Below are 17,871 nucleotides of genomic sequence, written 5' to 3' on the forward strand. Positions count from 1 at the left end.
GTGTACCCCGCTCGCTATGCGAGCGCCCCTCCCCCTCCAGGGGAGGGTGATTAGTCCGTGCTTTAAGTCTCCGCCCGTCCCGCTTCGGTATGCACCCAGGCTTCGCCGCAGGCTTTGGCCAGTTCGCGGACGCGGAGGATGTAGCTTTGGCGTTCGGTGACGGAGATCACGCCGCGCGCGTCGAGCAGGTTGAAGACGTGGCTCGCCTTGATGCACTGGTCGTAGGCCGGCAGCGCCATGGCGTGGGCTTCGCGTTTGCCGCCATCGGCGGACATCACCCAGCCGGCGTCGAGATACTTTTTGCAGGCGGCCTCGGCCATCTTGAACTGCTCGAACAGCATCTCGGTGTCGGCGACCTCGAAATTGTGCTTCGAGTATTCCTTCTCGGCCTGCAGGAAGACGTCGCCGTAGGTGACCTTGTCGTCGCCGTCGCGGCCGTTGAAGTTGAGGTCGTAGACGCGGTCGATGCCCTGGACGTACATCGCCAGCCGCTCGAGGCCGTAGGTCAGTTCGCCGGCGACCGGCGAACATTCGACGCCGGCGACCTGCTGGAAGTAGGTGAACTGGCTGACTTCCATGCCGTCGCACCAGCATTCCCAGCCGAGGCCCCAGGCGCCGAGCGTCGGGCTTTCCCAGTCGTCCTCGACGAAGCGCACGTCGTGCAGCGCGGTGTCGACCCCGATCGCGGCCAGCGATTGCAGATACAGGTCCTGGATGTTCGGCGGCGACGGCTTCAGGATGACCTGGAACTGATAGTAGTGCTGCAGCCGGTTCGGGTTCTCGCCGTAGCGGCCGTCCTTCGGCCGCCGCGACGGCTGGACGTAAGCCGCGTTCCAGCGCTTGGGGCCGAGTGCGCGCAGCGTGGTGGCGGGGTGGAAGGTGCCGGCGCCGACTTCCATGTCGTAGGGCTGCAGGATGACGCAGCCGTAATCGGCCCAGAAACGCTGCAGCGTCAGGATCAGGCCCTGGAACGAGCGTTCCGGGCGCATGTGCGGAGGCGTCGGGTCCATGATCGGCTTTGGATTCGCAAGGGTTTTCGGAAAAGCGGCCGGACCGTATCGGCCGCGCCCCGGCAAATCAAGGCGACGGACGGGCCAAATCGCCGGTTAACGCCTCCTTAACCACCAGCCTAAGCGGTCTGTAAAAGCTGAAATTCGTTAGCAACTGATGGGTAACCATCGGCCTCCAGGGAGATGGCGCGCGGCCGAGGAGCCGTCGCCGAAACGACAGGGAGCCGAAATGACAGCCTTTCAAACGGTGAGCGCTGTGCTGGTCGTGCTGGTGGTCGCGCCGCTGCTGAGCGGATCGCTCGGCCGCTCTTAAGTTTGCAACCTCCAAGGTTGCGCGCCGGTCCGATGGGTGATGCCCCGCCCTTCGGGCCGGCGCACCGATTCCAAAATCACCGATCGAACAGGTCAGGCGGGCGGCCGGTTCAGCCCGGCCGATAGGCGCCGGTGACAGGATCGAGCCGCAACGTCGGCAGCTCGGTGCGATCGGCATCGGCGAACATCGTGGCGCGAGCGACCTCGAGCTCCTGATTCACACGCCCGGCGGTACGGAAGGCCCACCGCACCATGGCGATGCCGGCCAAACTTCCAGCCAATACGAGCAGCGGCGGCATGGTCCAACCTCTCCTTGAGTCGCGTCACGCCTCTGTTGCATCTTCGCTCAGTGGGTGATCACTCGCAACTCACGCTGACGGGACCAAATGGCGCGGCCGCCGCGCCGCCGGCATCGCCTAAAAGCCGTATTTGGCCCAGATCGCCCGGGTTTCCAGCGCCGTAATCATTGTTTCGGGGAGCGCGGCGACGCCGTCGAGCGCGGCTTCCGCCCCGCCGGATTTGCGCGTCAGGCTGGCGAGAAGGCCGGTCGGCGGCGAAATCAGCGGGGTGCGAACCTTGTCGCCGAATTTTCCGCGCAGCACCGCGCGCAGATCGCCGATCGAATCGGCAAGGCCGAGCGACACCGAGGTGGCGCCGGCCCAATACTCGCCGGTGAACAATTGCGCCTCCTCGCCCTTCAGCCGGGCGCCGCGGCTCTCCTTCACCAAGCTGATGAACAGCGCGTGGATCTCCTGCTGCAGCAACTTCAGCCGCGCGACCTCCTGCGGGTCTTCGGGCAGGAACGGATCGAGCTGCGCCTTGCGTTCGCCGGCGGTGTAGAGACGGCGCTCGACGCCGATCTTCCTGATCAGCTCCTGGAAGCCGAAGCCGCCGCCGACCACGCCGATCGAGCCGAGAATCGAAGACGGGTCGCAATAGATTTCGTCGGCCGCACAGGCGATCATGTAGCCGCCGGACGCGGCGACATCCTCGACGAAGGCGTAGACCGGCAGCTTCTTCTCGGCGGCGAGCGCGCGGATACGCAAGTAGATCAGCCGCGACTGCACCGGCGAGCCGCCCGGCGAATTGATCGCCAGCGCCACCGCCTTGGCGTTGCGGGTCGAGAACGCGCGGTCGAGCAGCTTGGCGACTCCGGCAAGCGTCAGTCCGGGCCGCAGTGGCGTCACCGCGCCGATCGTGCCCGACAGACGGACCACCGGCACCACCGGAATGTCCCGGCGAAAGCGCGCCGGAATCCATTTGCCGAGACCGGCCAGCCAGCCCTGCTCGCTGCGACCGCTGATCGCAGCATCGCTCATCGCTTCATCCTATTGTCGACCATCGCGGGTATCACCATTTGGTAGGCATGGAACATGTTTTGCAACGGAGGATTCATATAGGGACGAGGCTGCAACGCCGCAGCGGAGGGACCAATGAAAATTTACCTGCTGATGCTGTTGATCGGAGCGATTTTGACGGCTGTTCACGTCACTACGACGCCCGCCAAGCATGAAGGGCCGCAGCCGCAGTAGGCCGCGCTGCGCAGTTTTTGCCCAGCCGCAGGTCAGAATTGCCCCAGCGGGAGCAATTGTTCTCCCGCCAGCACTGCCTGCGCCATTGCGCTGGGCTGAGATGACGAGTCATTGAGCAGCAGGCTGGGGAACAGCATCAGCGGCGCCCGCCCGCCTTTCGTCGCACGGACCAGAATGCGGATCGCCGGCTTGTCGGCCTGACCGTGCACGGCCTGCACCATCACACTGCCGAAGCCGCGATCCAGTGCCGCCAACACATCGGCGAGGCCATCCGCCCGCCAGATCAGCGTCAACGTCCCACTCGACTTGAGCAGGCGCCGCGCCGCGTGAACCCAAGCTTCCAATGTGGTCGCGGTGGCCAGATGCGCCCTCTGCCGGGCCGGATCGGGCGAAGCGCGATGCCGGGCGGCATCGTGAAACGGCGGGTTCATCAGCACCACGTCGGCGCTGTCAGGACCGAGGCCGACCGCCGCGAACGCTTCGGCCGGGCCGGTGACGTCGAGACAAACGACTTCGGCCGCCAGTTCGTTGAGCCGCACGTTGTCGCGGGCGAGCGCAGCAAGATCGGGATCGATCTCGACCAGCGCCGGGACGATCCTCTCTCCCCGAGAGGCGACCGCCAGTCCGGCAGCGCCGACCCCGGTGCCGAATTCGACCACCCGGTAGCCGGCTCTCACCCGAGTCGAGGCCGCGAGCAGAATGGCGTCGTGACCGGCACGATGACCGGTAACAGGTTGCCGCAACCGAAGACGGCCACCGAGAAAGCCGTCTTCCGTGGTGCTCTGCGCAGCCGCATCGACCGGCTCAGCCATCGGACCGAAGTTCGTGCGCGAGCCCGGCGTCGGTCAACAGCCGTCGCGCCGCATTCAGATCGTCGTCGTGCACCAAGATCCGGCGCGGGATCACCCCGAGCGAGCCCTCGAGAATGCTCATGTTCTGGTCCAGCACCAAATGATCGATCTCGGCGCCATCGAGCAGCGCGCCTACCGCCGAAAGCAGTACCGCGTCGTTGGTCCGCAGCAGTTCTCGCAACCTTGCCTCTCCTGTCGTCCCTGCATTATAGCTCGCGCCGACCATTGCGGGGGCTCGATCGCCTCGTTGCAGGGTCGTTCCCATGCTATAGAGGGAACCGCAATGAGGCGCGGAATGGTCGAGCCGGCCGGCGCTTCGATGAGACCAAGGCGCGGATGAAGCGAGCAGATTCGCCGCATCCGTCCCCGGAATTTGGAGACCCAGCGTGGCCGTAATCGTACCCTTCGAGGGCCCCTCGACCGCCTCGATCGACCAATTGGTCGAACTCGTTGCGGCGGACATGGAGCGGGTCAACGCCACCATCCTGTCGCGGACGGGCTCCGACGTCACCATGATTCCTGAAGTCGCTAACCACCTGATCTCGTCGGGTGGCAAGCGGCTGCGGCCGATGCTGACGCTCGCGATGGCGAATCTGACCGGCTACACCGGCGACGGCCACATCAAGCTCGCCGCCGCGGTCGAATTCATGCACACCGCGACGCTGCTGCACGACGACGTCGTCGACGAGAGCGAAATGCGCCGCGGCAAAAAGTCGGCGCGGATGTTGTGGGGCAACGAGGCCAGCGTGCTGGTCGGCGACTTCCTGCTCGGCCAGGCGTTCCGGATGATGGTCGAGGTCGGCAGCTTGCGCGCGCTCGACATTCTGTCGTCGGCCTCCGCCACCATCGCCGAAGGCGAGGTGATGCAGCTCGCCGCCGCCAAGAACACCGCGACCACCGAGGACGAATACCTCGCGGTGATCCGCGGCAAGACCGCCGAATTGTTCGCCGCCGCCTGCGAAGTCGGTCCGGCGATCGCCAACCGCCCGAAGCCGGAGCAGTCGGCCTGCCGCTCGTTCGGCATGAACATCGGCATCGCGTTCCAGCTGATCGACGACGTGCTCGACTACGGCGGCAAGGCCGCCAAGCTCGGCAAGAATGTCGGCGACGACTTCCGCGAGGGCAAGATCACCCTGCCGGTGGTGCTGGCGTTCCGACGCGGCAACGATTCCGAGCGCGAATTCTGGATCAAGTCGCTCGAGCGCGGCGAGATTTCCGATGCCGACCTCGATCAGGCGATCAAGCTAATGACCAAGCACCGGGCGCTCGAAGACACCATCCAGCGCGCGCATCATTACGGCGCGATGGCAGTCGACGCGCTGGCGCTATTCCCCTCCTCGCCAATGAAGACGGCGCTGGAGCAGGTGGTCGCCTTCTGCCTGGCCCGCTCGCACTGAGCCTGCCCATGCACCGTCATTCCGGACGCCGCGCAGCGGCGAACCGGAATCCTGAGATGTTCTGAACTGCGAGATCCCGGGTTGGCGCTGCGCGCGCACCCGGATGACTGCCGCTGAAGCGGCGGTCAGCTCAAGCTGCCGGCATGCACCCACCAGCCGGGCTGCGCGGCGCGCAGCGTGTCGGCGGCGGCGTGCGCCGAGGCATCATCGGCGTACAGCGCAAAGCAGGTCGCGCCCGAGCCGGACATCCGCGCGAGCTGAACGCCGGCGGTCCCGCGCAGCGCTTCCAGCACGGTGGCGACCACCGGCTCGACCTTCAGAGCGGGAGGTTCGAGATCGTTGGTGCCGGCCTCGAGCGCCGCGATCCAAGCGGCGAGCGGAGCGCCGGCTTCCGGCCAGGTCGGTGCAGCGAGGACGTCGGTGGCGCCGATCGTCAGCGAGCCCGGCTTCAGGCCGAGCGCTGCGAACACGTGCTTGGTCGCCACCGGCACCCGCGGATTGACCATCACGGCCGGCATCCGCGGCAATGGCAGCGGCAACAGGTTTTCGCCGACGCCGGTCATGATGCAAGGCTTTGACGGCAGGCACACCGGCACATCGGCACCGGTCAGCCGCGCCGCCTCGACCAAGCGCGGATCGTCGACCGCAAGATCATTGACGCGCGCCAGCAACCGCAGCGCCGCCGCGGCGTCGGCCGAGCCGCCGCCGATGCCGGCCGCGACCGGCAGATGCTTGTCGAGCGTGAAGGCGCCGGTAATCAGGTTCGGCACCCGCTCGCCGAGTAATCGGGTCGCCTTCAGCACCAGATTGTCGGCACTGTCGCCGCAATCCTGCGCGCCGGGGCCAATGGTGGTGAGGCTCAAGGTCGGCCCCGGCTGCAGGCTCAAGCGGTCGGCGCAATCGGCGAACGCCACCACGCTGTCCAGCTCATGGTAGCCGTCGGGTCGGCGGCCGACCACGCGCAGCGTCAGGTTCACCTTGGCGCGGGCCTCGTCGCGCAGTGTCGTCGCAGAACCGTCAGTCACGGAAATCGTCTCCTGGAGCAGCGGTTCTGATCGAATTCGAACCGAAGCTCCACCCCCCTTTTAGGCGCGGCTGCGGAGCCGCGCCACGACGCCGATCGCGACGCGCTCAGCCGCCCTTGCCGTCTTCTTTCTTCTTGTCGGCGGATGCCGCCGACGCCTTGTCCTCATCGGGCAGGCCGTTCGCGATCTTGGCCTCGATCTTCGGCAACTCTTCCGGATCGGGTTTGAGGTCGCGCGCATGCGCCCACTGGAATTTGGCTTCGAGGGTGCGCCCGACGCGCCAATAGGCGTCGCCGAGGTGATCGTTGATGGTCGGATCCTCGGGCTTCAGCTCGATCGCCCGCTCCAGCGTCTTCACCGCGTTCTCGTAGTCGCCAATGCGGTAATACGCCCAGCCGAGCGAGTCGACGATGTAGCCGTCGTCGGGCCGCTGATCGACCGCGCGCTTGATCATGGTCATCGCCTCGTCGAGGTTGATGCCCTGATCGATCCAGGAATAGCCGAGATAGTTCAGCACATGCGGCTGCTCGGGCTGCATCTGCAGCGCCTTCTTCAGGTCGGCCTCGGCCTTGGGCCACTGCTTGGAGCGCTCCTCGCAGATGCCGCGGAAGTAGTAATACACCCAGGCGTTCTTCTCGGCGCCGGTGAGCGCGTCGATGCCCTTCGAATAGGTCTCGCCGCAATCGGCGAACTTCTTGCGGCCGCGCTCGATATTACCGAGCGCCATGATGGCTTCGAGATCCTTGCCGTCCTCGGCGATCACCGATTTGAGGATCTTGATCGCCTCCTCACTGCGATCGGAGGCGTCGAGATCGGTGGCGAGCTGGATCTGGGCGTTGCGCTTCAGCGGCGAGGACGCCGGCACGCGCTCGTACACCTTGATCGCCATCTGCGGCTTCTTCACCGACTCGTAGAGATCGCCGAGCGCCAGCAGCGCCAGCGCGTGGTTCGGTTCGAGGTAGAGCGCGAGCTGCAGATACACCAGCGCCAGATCCTCACCGCCGCGACGGGTCAGCGACGCGCCGATGCCGTACAGCGCTTCGGCGGCGCCGGCCTGCGGGCTGTCGACCAGCGGCGGCAGCTTCTTGCCGGCCTTGACCTCGCGGATGCCGTCCTCGATCAGCGGATGACGCGGCAGCTTCTTATCGAACGCCTGATACACCGCGAGCGCCTCGGCGTCGCTCTTGTTCCGCGACAGCCAGCGCGCATAGGACTCGACCACCCGCAGCGCCGAATCGTCGAGCTTGTAGGCGCGCTCCAGCCGCTCGCCGGCGTCCTTCTGGCGGTTCGCCAGCTCCAGCATCATGCCGGAATGCAGGTCCTTGAAGATCGGATACCATTCCGGCCCGGCCAGCTTGTCGATGCTGCCGACCGCGCCCTTGACGTCGCCGGCCCCATACATCGACCAGCCCGAGATCAGCGTGGCGACCAGATCGGTGATCGGTCCGCGCACCGACTGGTTCACGTTGCGCACAGCCGCTGAATATTTCTTGGTCTTCAGATCGCGAATGCCGATCACCAGCCGCGCAACCCGGTTGGACTTGTCGATTTTCAGCACGCGATCGGCGAGCTTGACCGCTTCCTCGATGTCGCCCTCGGCGAGCGAGGAGATGAAGGCGCGATCGAGCAGTTCGTTGTTCTTCGGATCGGTGCGCAGCGCGGAGCGATAGAACGCCGCCGCGGAGGCCGCGTCGCGCTCGATGCTGGCGTGGCGTGCCGCCAGATAGCTGCCTGCGGTGGTCATCGTCCGCAGGTCCTGGCTGGTCGGAAACTGCGCCGCGTTATCGGCGGGATGATCCGGTGTCTGCGCCAGCGCCGGTCCGGCGATCGGCATCGCCGCCAGCGCGAGGGCGACGATCATCGATCGACGGCTTCGAAGGGAAAGCATCAAGGTTGCCTAGCTCCAGGAAAAGGCTCGGTTGGCCCGGCCGCCGAGCCGGCAGCATCGCATTCACGACAATGCCGCGTTTGGCGCTCCACCGCAAGGATCGGGCCGCTGGCGCACAGCGCCGCAGCCCCGCGCGTGCGCCGACGGCGGACGGGTCAATTGAGACGGTGGCAACATGGCAGGAACGTGGCCGGGCGGCGAGGTATCGCCTCGCCGCCGCTCACGGACGCGTGGTCAAACACACGCGGTCAAACACACCCGGCTAAACCGCGAGGCCAAAGCCGCGCGGTCACATCCCTTGATAATTCGGGCCGCCGCCGCCTTCCGGCGGAACCCAGGTGATGTTGGCGTTCGGGTCCTTGATGTCGCAGGTTTTACAATGCACGCAGTTCTGGGCGTTGATCACGAAGCGCGGACCGGTCGGCTCTTCGACCCATTCGTACACCGCCGCCGGGCAGTAACGGCCCGATGGGCCGGCAAAGACATCGTGTTCCGAGGTCTTCTGCAACTGCATGTCGGCGACCTTCAGGTGCACCGGCTGGTCTTCCTCGTGATTGGTGTTCGACAGGAACACCGAGGACAGCCGGTCGAAGGTCAGCTTGCCGTCCGGCTTCGGATTGTTGTGCGGCTGGTGCGATTTCGCCGGATCGAGCGTCGAGCGGTCGGGCTTGCCGTGAGACAGCGTGCCGAACACCGAGAAACCGAGCGTCGAGCACCACATCTCGAACCCGGCCAGCACCACGCCGACCGCGGTGCCGAACTTCGACCACAGCGGCTTGACGTTGCGGATCCTGAACAGGTCGCGGCCGACCGGCGACTCGCGCCACGACTCTTCGTAGCTCTTCACCTCGTCATTGGCGCGACCTTCGGCCAGCGCCGCAGCGACGTGCTCGGCGGCCAGCATGCCGGAGCCGATGGCATTGTGCACGCCCTTGATGCGCGGCACGTTGACGAAGCCCGCGGCGCAGCCGATCAGCGCACCGCCCGGGAAGGTCAGCCTCGGCACCGATTGCCAGCCGCCTTCGGTGATGGCGCGGGCGCCGTAGGAGATCCGCTTGCCGCCCTCGAAGGTCGGCGCCACCGACGGATGAGTCTTGAACTTCTGCAACTGCTCGAACGGCGACAGATAAGGATCGTCGTAGTTCAGATGAACGACGAAGCCGACCGCCACCAGATTGTCCCCGTAATGATACAGGAACGAGCCGCCGCCGACGTTGTTGGTGAGCGGCCATCCGAACGAGTGCGCGATCCGGCCCTTGCGATGCTTGGACGGTTCGACCTGCCAGATTTCCTTCAGGCCGATGCCGAACTTCGGCGGATCGGAGTCCTTGTCGAGCTTGTAGTTGGCGATCAGTTGCTTGGACAGGCTGCCACGCGCGCCTTCGGCGAACAGCGTGTACTTGCCGAGCAATTCCATGCCGCGGGTGTAGGAATCCTTCGGCTGGCCGTCACGGCCGATGCCCATGTCGCCGGTGGCGATACCGCGGACTTCACCATTGTCGCCGTACAGCACTTCGGTGGCAGCGAAGCCGGGATAGATCTCGACACCGAGTTCCTCGGCCTTCGGCCCGAGCCAGCGGCACAGATCACCCAGCGAGCCGATGAAATTCTTGTGGTTGTCGAGCATCGGCGGCACCATGATGTTCGGTACCTTGAGCGCTTTCGACGCCGTCATGACGTAGAAGTGGTCGTCTTCGACGGGGGTCTTCAGCGGGCAGCTCTCGTCCTCGCGCCAACTCGGCATCAGGCGGTCGAGCGCCGAAACGTCGATCACCGCGCCCGACAGAATATGAGCTCCGACCTCGGAGCCCTTTTCCACGACCACCACCGACAACTCGGGGTTGATCTGCTTCAGTCTGATCGCGGCTGACAGTCCCGAGGGGCCGGCACCCACGATCACGACGTCGAATTCCATCGATTCGCGGGGCGGCAGCGTTTCGTCACTCATCGTTTTTTCTCGCAGGACTCTCGGGAACGTTTCCAGGGGTGTTCTTTCGCATTTTTAGAAGAAGAACAACCACCCAAATGTACCGGCTGCCTCATCTTTCCAGCGTCGCGGTTGTTGCTGCGAAAATTGGTTTCGCACTGCGGAATGAAACCTGATCCCTCGCCGCTGTTCTGTGACACGCATCCACGGTAAACCATCTCGCATGATCCCCGATCCCGCGCCGACTCTGCGTCAATTGCTCGCGTTCTATATGGACGCGGGGGTGGATTGCGCTTTGGCCGAGGATCCGGTCAACCGGATGCTCGACGATGCGCCCGAGCCGGCGACGGCGAGCGAGGCCGCAGAGCCGCGACGCAGCGTCAGGCCAGCCTTACAGACGCAACCGAGCGTAGAGCTACCGCGGACGGCGCCGCCGACGCCGGACGCCGCGATCGTGTCGGCCCGCGAGGCGGCCGCAACCGCCCAGACGCTGGAAGCTCTTCGCGACTTGATGCAGCGGTTCGACGGCTGCGCACTCCGCGGGACCGCCAAGCAACTGGTGTTCGCCGACGGCAATCCGCAGGCGAAGCTGATGCTGGTCGGCGAAGCCCCCGGCCGCGACGAAGACATCGAGGGACTGCCGTTCGTCGGCCGCTCCGGCAAACTGCTCGACCTGATGCTGGCGGCTATCGGCCTCGACCGCAGCAAGGTCTACATCGCCAACGTGATCCCGTGGCGGCCGCCGGGCAACCGCACGCCGACCCCGCAGGAAACTCAGATCTGCCTGCCGTTCATCAAGCGCCAGATCGAGTTGGTGAACCCCGACCTGCTGGTCACGCTCGGCAACCCGTCGACCCAGGCGCTGCTCGGCACCCGCGACGGCATCATGCGGACCCGCGGCCGGTGGTTCGACTACGACACTGGCCTGCGCACGATCCGCGCGCTGCCGACGCTGCACCCGGCCTACCTGCTGCGGCAGCCGACCTACAAACGGCTCGCCTGGCAAGACCTGCGAGCGATCGCGACCGCCCTCGCCGCAATCTCGGCTTGAGATCGCATCGCCGGCGGCGACGTCGCCACACGTCAACGGCACCTGAACGTCTCACCACACCCAGAGCGCGACTACATAGAAGCTATCTATTCTGCTCCACGTTCGGTTGACCTTCGGTGGGTGATCCAGCACCACAGTACCGGGGAGCAAGATATGGAAACGATGTCGCAACGATCAGCAAGCTCCTCGACTGTCCGTCGGCCGACGAGGAGATTCCGTATCATCGACACCGTACTCAATCGTCTCGCGATGCGCTTACTCGGCCCTCGTCGCTGACATTCGCTGCGGCCGAACTCCCGGCAATGCCGTGATCACGGTCGAGATGCCCGCGAAATAATTGCGGCAACGCCGCAACTAACAGGCCCGCCTCCAACCAAAGCGGCGCACCCGCCGCGTCAGGATTCCCGATGTCCCGTTGTCGAGCTCTCGGCGGCGCGAGCCTCGTCGTGCTCAGCGTATGGCTGGCCGCCAGCCCCACGTCCAGCCACGCCCAAAGCGCGCAAACGCTGCCGTCCGTCACGGTCGATGCGCCGCGCACGGCGCGCAGCAAGCCCGCGCTCGCGCCGCGCCGAAGCGCTGCGCGGACGGCTGCACGGGCACGCGCGGCGGCCGCGAGGCCGCAGCCTGCGCCCGACCGAACCGCGAGCCGATCATCGGCGTCGGACCGGCCGGCGGCGTTCGCCGGCGGTCAGGTCGCGCGGGGAGCCCTGCTCGGCATGCTCGGCAATACCGACACCTTCCGCTCGCCATTCGCGACGGCGAGCTACACCAACGAGGCGATCCGTAATCAGCAGGCGGCGACCGTCGCCGACGCGATGCTGCTGGACCCTTCGGTTCGGGTCACCAGCCCGGTGGGCGGCATGGTGGACTCGTTTTACATCCGTGGCTTTCCGATCGCCGAAGGCACGGCCGGCGAGGTCGCGTTCGACGGGGTCTACGGCATCGCGCCGAATTTCCGGATCTTCAACGACTACGTCGACCGGATCGAGGTGTTCAAAGGTCCCGCGGCGATGCTGTCCGGCGTCTCGCCGAACGGCGGCGTCGGCGGCGTGATCAACGTGGTGCCGAAACGGGCCGAATCCGATCTCAGCCGGATCGGCGTCGGCTACGCGTCCAAGGGCTTCGCCTACACCAATCTCGACGTCGCGCGGCGGTTCGGCGATCAGCGCGAATTCGGCTTGCGGTTCACCGGCAAGCTCGGCGGCGGCGACACCGCGATCGACCATCAGACCGACCGGTTGCAGGTCGGGTCGCTCGCCTTCGACTATCAGGGCGAGCGCTATCGGACCTGGATCTATGCGCTGACCCAGAACGAGCACATCAACGCGCCAGTTCGTCCGTTCTTCACAACCAGCGGCATCGCGGTGCCGCCCGCGCCGGTCGGTAGCAACAACCTGACGCAGACCTGGGAATGGTCGCGGATTCGAGAATCCTCGGCACTGTGGAAGAACGAATTCGACCTGACCGATTCGGTGACGGTGTTTGGAAATGTCGGCGGCTCCAAGACCAACGCCGAACGGTTCTTCGGGCTGCCGACCATCCTCAACAGCCGCGGCGACACCTCGACGACAGCGCAGTACTACAACCTCGACGTCGATCGCTTCACCTTCGACGGCGGAGTGCGGGCGAAGTTCGACACCGGATTCGTCCACCATGCGGTCACCGTTCAGGGATCGCATTATCAGGACGAGCAGTACCGCGCGTTCCCATCAGGGAAGTCGTATCTGTCGAACCTTTATGCGCCGCTGGTGCAGCCGGAGCAGACCTATACGGTGCCGGCGTTCAAGCCGCGGCTGTCCGACACCCGCCTCAACGGCTATGCGATCGCCGACACGATGTCGGTGCTCGACGAGCGCCTGATGCTGACGCTCGGCGTCCGCCGCCAGCAGGTGATCTCGCACAACTACTCCACCACGACCGGCGCGCTGACGACCTCCTACGACCAGTCCGCCACCACGCCGATGGCCGGTCTGGTGATCCGCCCGATCGAACACCTGTCGGTCTATGCCAACTACATCGAAGGGCTTAGCCGTGGCGACGTCGCACCGATCGGTGCGTCCAACGTCGGCGAAGTTCTGGCACCGTACCGGACCAAGCAATACGAGACCGGCGTCAAGCTCGATCTCGGCCGCATCGGCACGACCTTCGCGCTATTCCAGATCACCAAGCCCAATGGCGAGCTGAACGCCGGCGTTTATTCGGCGGGGGGTGAGCAGAGGGTGCGCGGGGCCGAATTCTCCGTGTTTGGTGAGATCGCGCCGCACCTGCGCGCGGTCGGCGGGGTGACGCTGTTCGACGCCGAAGTGACCAGGACCGCGACCGCCGCCAATCTCGGCAAGACGCCGATCGGCGTGCCGACCACGCAGGTCAATCTTACCGGCGAATGGGATCTGCCAGGGCTGCGAGCGATGACGTTGGTCGGAACCGTCGTCTACACCGGCCGGCAATATGTCAACAACAGCAACACGCAAGTCTTGCCGGATTGGACCCGCGTCGATCTCGGCGTGCGCTACGTCACCATGATCGAGGGCCGCAAGACGACGCTGCGCGGAACCGTGCAGAACGTCGCCGGTACCGATTATTGGGCCGGCGTGGCCTCGTTCGGCACCATGGCGCTCGGCGCGCCGCGAACCTACCTGGTGTCGCTGGACGTCGAACTGTAAGGCGGCTGAGAGCCGGCGGCACCGGGCCATGGCCCGGCTACGGTGCCTTCGGCCGCACGATCGCCCAGCCGATCCGCAGCAGCGGCTGACGGCCGGAAATCATCCGGTCGAACGCTCGCGGCAGCTCCGGCACGATCCCCGGGAAGCGCCGTGCAATATCGTCCGGCGGCTTACCGGCGGTGTCGGCCGCACGCCACACCACGACACCGCCTTGGCGGTCGAACTCGCTTTGCTTGATCCACGGCGTCCGCGCCGGCGTCGCGTCGAGGAACAGATGCGGGCGCGACGGCGCCAGGGCAATCAACGTCGCGAGTTGAGGATCGCCGGCCACCGCCGGCAACGGCTTGCCGGTGCGGCGCTCGAAACTGTCGGCGAAGAACTGCGCCATCTGCCTGGCCGGCAGCGAGGTCGGCACCTCGGTTCTGCTGAGCCAGGGCTGCGCCACCACGGTGAGGATGACGGCGACCGCAGGTGCCGCGATCAGCGCCGCCCAGGCCGAGCGCAGCAGCCGCTGGCGGTGCAGATACAGCACATCGCCGATCAGCATCATGACCGCGAGACCGCTGAGCACCAGTACGACCCCGGCGCCGCCGACCACGTGGCCGAGGCCGAACACCGCTGCCGCAACGCTGGCCACGATCGGCGGCGCCAGCCCGAACACATAGACGAACTGCCGCGCCAGCGGATCGACTGCGGGTCGCGCGATCATCGGCGCATCGTGAGGCTTGGGGGAGAACCGGCCGATGTTCAGCACCGCCAGCAATGCGACGCCCGCGAGCGAGACCACCAGACCGCCGAACAGCTCGAGGCCCAGCAGCGCGCGATTCCCGAGTTCCGCCGTTGGCGGGAGCGGCGGCCACGCGAACTGATCGGCGCGCAGCAGCCAGACCGCATAGGGCAGCGCCAGGACCGCAATCACCAGGATCGCGAACACGGCGTCGAGCGAGATCAAGGCACGGCGGCAGCGCGCATTGGCGAGCGCAAAGGCGAGCGGCAACAGCAACAGCGCCGGTGCGGCCACCGTGGTGAGCAGCAGCAGACCGATCTCGATCGACAGTGCGAACCACGCCGCACGACGGTGCTGGCCGACAACCTGCCAACCATGCCACAGCACCAATGCCCAGAGCGGGCGGGCCAGGATCAGCGGGCCGAACTCGACGCCGGAGCCGGCAAAGGCAGTGATGGTGGAAGTCAGCAGCACCGCGACCACGGCGTATTGCGGACCGACCATGCTACGCGCGAGCTGGAACAAGGCATAGAAGGTGACGACGAAGCAGAGCTGCGCCAGCACGTAGACGCCGATGATATGGCCGCCTGCCGCCCGATAGGCGATGTCGGCGAGCCAGAATGCCAGCGGCGGACCAAGATCGGTGCCGACCTGATACTCGCGGCCATAGGCAAGCACCATCGCGACATCGCCAGGCGGACTGGCGTAGAACAGTGTCGGGACCAGGATCCACAGCAGCGCCTGGGCGCTCACCACCAGCCAGAACACCAGCAGCGGCCGTGCGCGGATCAATTCGACGATCAGTGAGGCGAAGCGCATGTGGGACCAGCGAAATTCGGTCCGACCGTGATAGAGCCCGCCGGCCGCACGCGCAACCGCGCGGCCGCCCTCACACCGCGGCTTCGATCCCCGCCGAGGGCGCGAACAGGTCCTGCATCGGCGGCGGGGTGGCGCCTTCGATCCTCTGCCAGGCGGCGGCGACCGGCGCGAAGAAGCGGCGGTGATGCACCGTTGGTCCGAGCCGGGCCAGCGCATCGAGATGCTCCGGCACGCCATAGCCCTTGTGCTGCTCGAAGCCGTAGCCGGGGCATTGTTCGGCGAGCCGGCACATCAGGCGGTCGCGCGACACCTTGGCGATGATCGAAGCCGCCGCGATCGACGCGATCAGCCCGTCACCACCGATCACCGCCTCACAGTCGCACTTGGTCGCGAGCCGATCGCGGCCGTCGACGAACACATGGCGCGGCATCTCCGGCAGAGCGTGGACCGCGCGGGTCAGTGCCCACAGCGAGGCGCGCAGAATGTTGTCGCGATTGATCCGTTCCGGCGAGGCATAGACCACGGAGACCTGTGCGGTGGCGCAGATCTCCTCGAACAGCGCCTCGCGCTTCTCGGCGGTCAATCGCTTGGAATCGTCGAGCCCCTTCGGCACCCGCTTCGGGTCGAGCACCACGGCGGCTGCGACGACCGGCCCGGCGAGCGGGCCGCGGCCGGCTTCGTCGCAGCCGGCGACCGGCCAGATGCCGCGCTTGATCAATGCCCGCTCGCGCCGGAAGCCCGGCGGCGCCACCGCGATCACGCCCTTGCGGAGGCCTTTGGCGGGCGTGGGCTTGGCGGCTTGCGGCTTGGCTGCTGCGGTTTTGGCTGCGGCCTTCAACGGTCTGGCGGCCGCGACTTTCGCCGGCTTCTTGGTATCCCGAATCATGCCGGGATGCTGCGGGCAGAACGCGGCGTGCGCAATCGGGAACCGGCGGTCAATTCCCGCTATTCAGGGCCCCGGTGCGGGATCGTCACCCGGCCGTCGTCCTGCACGTCGATTCCCGGCGCGACCACCGCTTCCCAGACATGGCCGCTCGGATCGGCGAAATAGCCCGCATAGCCGCCGTAATCGGTTGCTTGCGCGGGCTTCAGCAGCGTCGCCCCTTTCGCCGCGGCGTGCGCCATCACCGCATCGACCTCGTCGCGGCTCACGCAGTTCCAGGCCAACGTGACGCCTCTGAAGGCGGAAGGGCGCGGGAGGTCGCGCTGGGCCGCCTCGGCGGCGAGCGAGGCCCAGGCGTACAACGCCAGCACCGAGGCCCCGGTATCGAAGAACGCGACCTCATCGCCGGTGTCCTTCATCCGCCGATCGAAGCCGATCGCTTCGTAAAACGCGATGCTGGCGCGCATGTCGTCGGCACCGAGCGTGACGACCGTCAGTCTCGGCTTCGGTACGGCATGGTGATCCATCGGCACTCCCTTCGAACGGTCGCTAGAACAGGCTGAGCTGCTGTCCCGCGCGCTCCGGCTTCTCGAAATGGTCGAGAGTGAGCTTTGAGCGGCGCTTGTTCAGCCCGAGCCGGGTGCAGGCGGTTTCGAACCTGCGGCCGATCATCCAGGCGATCGGGCCGGTGCCTTTCATCCGGGTGCCCCATTGCGAATCGTAATCGCGGCCGTCGCGCATGTCGCGGATCAGGGTGAAGACATGGCGATAGCGGTCCGGATAGTTCGCCATCAGCCATTCGCGGAACAGGTCGCGCACTTCCAGCGGCAGGCGCAACAGAATGTAGCTCGCCTCCTTCACGCCGGCATGAGCGGCGGCGTCGAGGATGCGCTCGATCTCCATGTCGTTCAGCGCAGGGATCACCGGCGCCACCATCACGGTGGTCGGAATCCCGGCATCGGAGAGCCGCTTCAATGCCTCGAGCCGCTTGGCGGGCGCCGAGGCGCGCGGCTCCATGCTGCGCGACAGCTTCGGGTCGAGCGACGTGACCGACAGCGCCACCTTGGCGAGCTGGCGCTTCGCCATCCGCGACAGGATGTCGATGTCACGCACCACCAGCGCCGATTTTGTGACGATGCCGACCGGGTGCCCGGTCTTCTCCAGCACCTCGAGGATGCCGCGCATGATCTTTCGCTCGCGCTCGATCGGCTGATACGGATCGGTGTTGGTGCCGATCGCGATCATCTTCGGCTCGTAGTCGGCCGAGGCCAATTCCTTCTCGAGCAGTGCCGGCGCATCCGGCTTGGCAAACAGCCGCGATTCGAAGTCCAGCCCCGGCGACAGACCGAGATACGCGTGGGTCGGTCGCGCGAAACAATACACGCAGCCGTGTTCGCAGCCGCGATACGGATTGATCGAGCGGTCGAACCCGATATCAGGCGATTCGTTGCGGGTGATGACCTTGCGCGCAGTGTCGAGAGCGACGGTGGTCTTGAACGGCGGCAGATCGTCGAGGCTCTGCCAGCCGTCGTCGAACGCGACCCGCGCCTCCGTCTCGTAACGACCGGAGTCGTTGGAGGTCGCGCCGCGACCGCGGCGACGCTGCTGATCGATGGCGACCTCGATCGCAGGGAATGGGGAAGGCGCGCCCACCGGCTCGGAGGGCGCCGTGACCGGCGGGCGCTTGAGCGCATTGGATGCTCTGCTCATGCATTCAGGATAGCGAGTCGAAAGAACAAATCAAGAACAAAGGTGCACGCCGAACAGTTCGTGTCCCCAGATTCAC

Annotated in this window: 15 protein-coding genes; 3 read left to right on the forward strand and 12 right to left on the reverse strand. The window is 66.2% G+C overall.

Annotated features, from left to right (window positions below; genetic code table 11):
• Nucleotides 1–62: 62 nt before the first annotated feature.
• From DY468_RS21075 to DY468_RS21095, 5 genes are all read right to left on the reverse strand, one after another.
• Entirely contained in the window at nt 63–1,010 is a 948-nt protein-coding gene (locus tag DY468_RS21075) for a glycine--tRNA ligase subunit alpha (protein ID WP_164607041.1), read from the reverse strand.
• 422 nt (nt 1,011–1,432) lie between these two features.
• Nucleotides 1,433–1,621 (reverse strand): hypothetical protein, encoded by a 189-nt coding sequence (locus DY468_RS21080; RefSeq protein WP_164607043.1) that lies wholly within the window; start codon nt 1,619–1,621, stop codon nt 1,433–1,435.
• A 117-nt stretch (nt 1,622–1,738) separates the two neighbouring features.
• The gene (locus DY468_RS21085; RefSeq protein ID WP_164607045.1) at nt 1,739–2,641 is read right to left on the reverse strand and encodes a S49 family peptidase; all 903 of its coding nucleotides are present in this window, start codon (nt 2,639–2,641) and stop codon (nt 1,739–1,741) included.
• Between the two features lie 245 nt (nt 2,642–2,886).
• The gene (locus DY468_RS21090) at nt 2,887–3,666 is read right to left on the reverse strand and encodes a tRNA1(Val) (adenine(37)-N6)-methyltransferase (RefSeq protein ID WP_164607047.1); all 780 of its coding nucleotides are present in this window, start codon (nt 3,664–3,666) and stop codon (nt 2,887–2,889) included.
• Nucleotides 3,659–3,886: a putative signal transducing protein gene (locus tag DY468_RS21095; protein WP_164607086.1), complete on the reverse strand. Its 228-nt coding sequence runs from the start codon at nt 3,884–3,886 to the stop codon at nt 3,659–3,661. Before DY468_RS21095 ends, DY468_RS21090 begins: the two co-directional genes overlap by 8 nt.
• 205 nt (nt 3,887–4,091) lie before the next feature.
• On the opposite strand from DY468_RS21095, the gene DY468_RS21100 reads away from it, so the two are divergent.
• The gene (locus tag DY468_RS21100) at nt 4,092–5,102 is read left to right on the forward strand and encodes a polyprenyl synthetase family protein (RefSeq protein WP_047307221.1); all 1,011 of its coding nucleotides are present in this window, start codon (nt 4,092–4,094) and stop codon (nt 5,100–5,102) included.
• 125 nt (nt 5,103–5,227) lie between these two features.
• On the opposite strand, the gene DY468_RS21105 is transcribed toward DY468_RS21100, so the two are convergent.
• The 3 genes from DY468_RS21105 to DY468_RS21115 form a co-directional block, all read right to left on the reverse strand.
• Nucleotides 5,228–6,127, reverse strand: a complete 900-nt coding sequence (locus DY468_RS21105) for a 4-(cytidine 5'-diphospho)-2-C-methyl-D-erythritol kinase (RefSeq protein ID WP_164607049.1) — start codon at nt 6,125–6,127, stop codon at nt 5,228–5,230.
• Nucleotides 6,128–6,233: 106 nt separating this feature from the next.
• Entirely contained in the window at nt 6,234–8,015 is a 1,782-nt protein-coding gene (locus DY468_RS21110; RefSeq protein ID WP_164607051.1) for a tetratricopeptide repeat protein, read from the reverse strand.
• Between the two features lie 289 nt (nt 8,016–8,304).
• Entirely contained in the window at nt 8,305–9,963 is a 1,659-nt protein-coding gene (locus tag DY468_RS21115; RefSeq protein ID WP_164607053.1) for an electron transfer flavoprotein-ubiquinone oxidoreductase, read from the reverse strand.
• A 202-nt stretch (nt 9,964–10,165) separates the two neighbouring features.
• On the opposite strand from DY468_RS21115, the gene DY468_RS21120 reads away from it, so the two are divergent.
• Together DY468_RS21120 and DY468_RS21125 are read left to right on the forward strand one after the other, a co-directional pair.
• Entirely contained in the window at nt 10,166–10,993 is an 828-nt protein-coding gene (locus tag DY468_RS21120) for a uracil-DNA glycosylase (protein ID WP_164607055.1), read from the forward strand.
• A 407-nt stretch (nt 10,994–11,400) separates the two neighbouring features.
• Nucleotides 11,401–13,656, forward strand: coding sequence for a TonB-dependent receptor (locus tag DY468_RS21125; protein WP_164607057.1), 2,256 nt, complete (start codon nt 11,401–11,403; stop codon nt 13,654–13,656).
• A gap of 37 nt (nt 13,657–13,693) precedes the next feature.
• Here the strand turns inward: DY468_RS21125 and DY468_RS21130 are convergent, their stop codons facing one another.
• The 4 genes from DY468_RS21130 to DY468_RS21145 form a co-directional block, all read right to left on the reverse strand.
• Nucleotides 13,694–15,202 (reverse strand): glycosyltransferase family 39 protein, encoded by a 1,509-nt coding sequence (locus tag DY468_RS21130; protein ID WP_164607059.1) that lies wholly within the window; start codon nt 15,200–15,202, stop codon nt 13,694–13,696.
• A gap of 70 nt (nt 15,203–15,272) precedes the next feature.
• Nucleotides 15,273–16,088, reverse strand: a complete 816-nt coding sequence (gene rnhB / locus DY468_RS21135; RefSeq protein WP_164607061.1) for a ribonuclease HII — start codon at nt 16,086–16,088, stop codon at nt 15,273–15,275.
• Between the two features lie 59 nt (nt 16,089–16,147).
• Nucleotides 16,148–16,612 carry a VOC family protein gene (locus DY468_RS21140; protein WP_164607063.1) on the reverse strand — a complete coding sequence of 155 codons (465 nt, stop codon included), beginning with the start codon at nt 16,610–16,612 and terminating at the stop codon, nt 16,148–16,150.
• Between the two features lie 22 nt (nt 16,613–16,634).
• A complete protein-coding gene (locus DY468_RS21145; protein ID WP_164607065.1) occupies nt 16,635–17,795 on the reverse strand; it encodes a PA0069 family radical SAM protein in 1,161 nt (386 codons plus the stop codon).
• Nucleotides 17,796–17,871 lie beyond the last annotated feature (76 nt).

The organism is Rhodopseudomonas sp. BR0M22, from assembly GCF_010907035.1.
Classification (GTDB): Bacteria; Pseudomonadota; Alphaproteobacteria; order Rhizobiales; family Xanthobacteraceae; genus Rhodopseudomonas.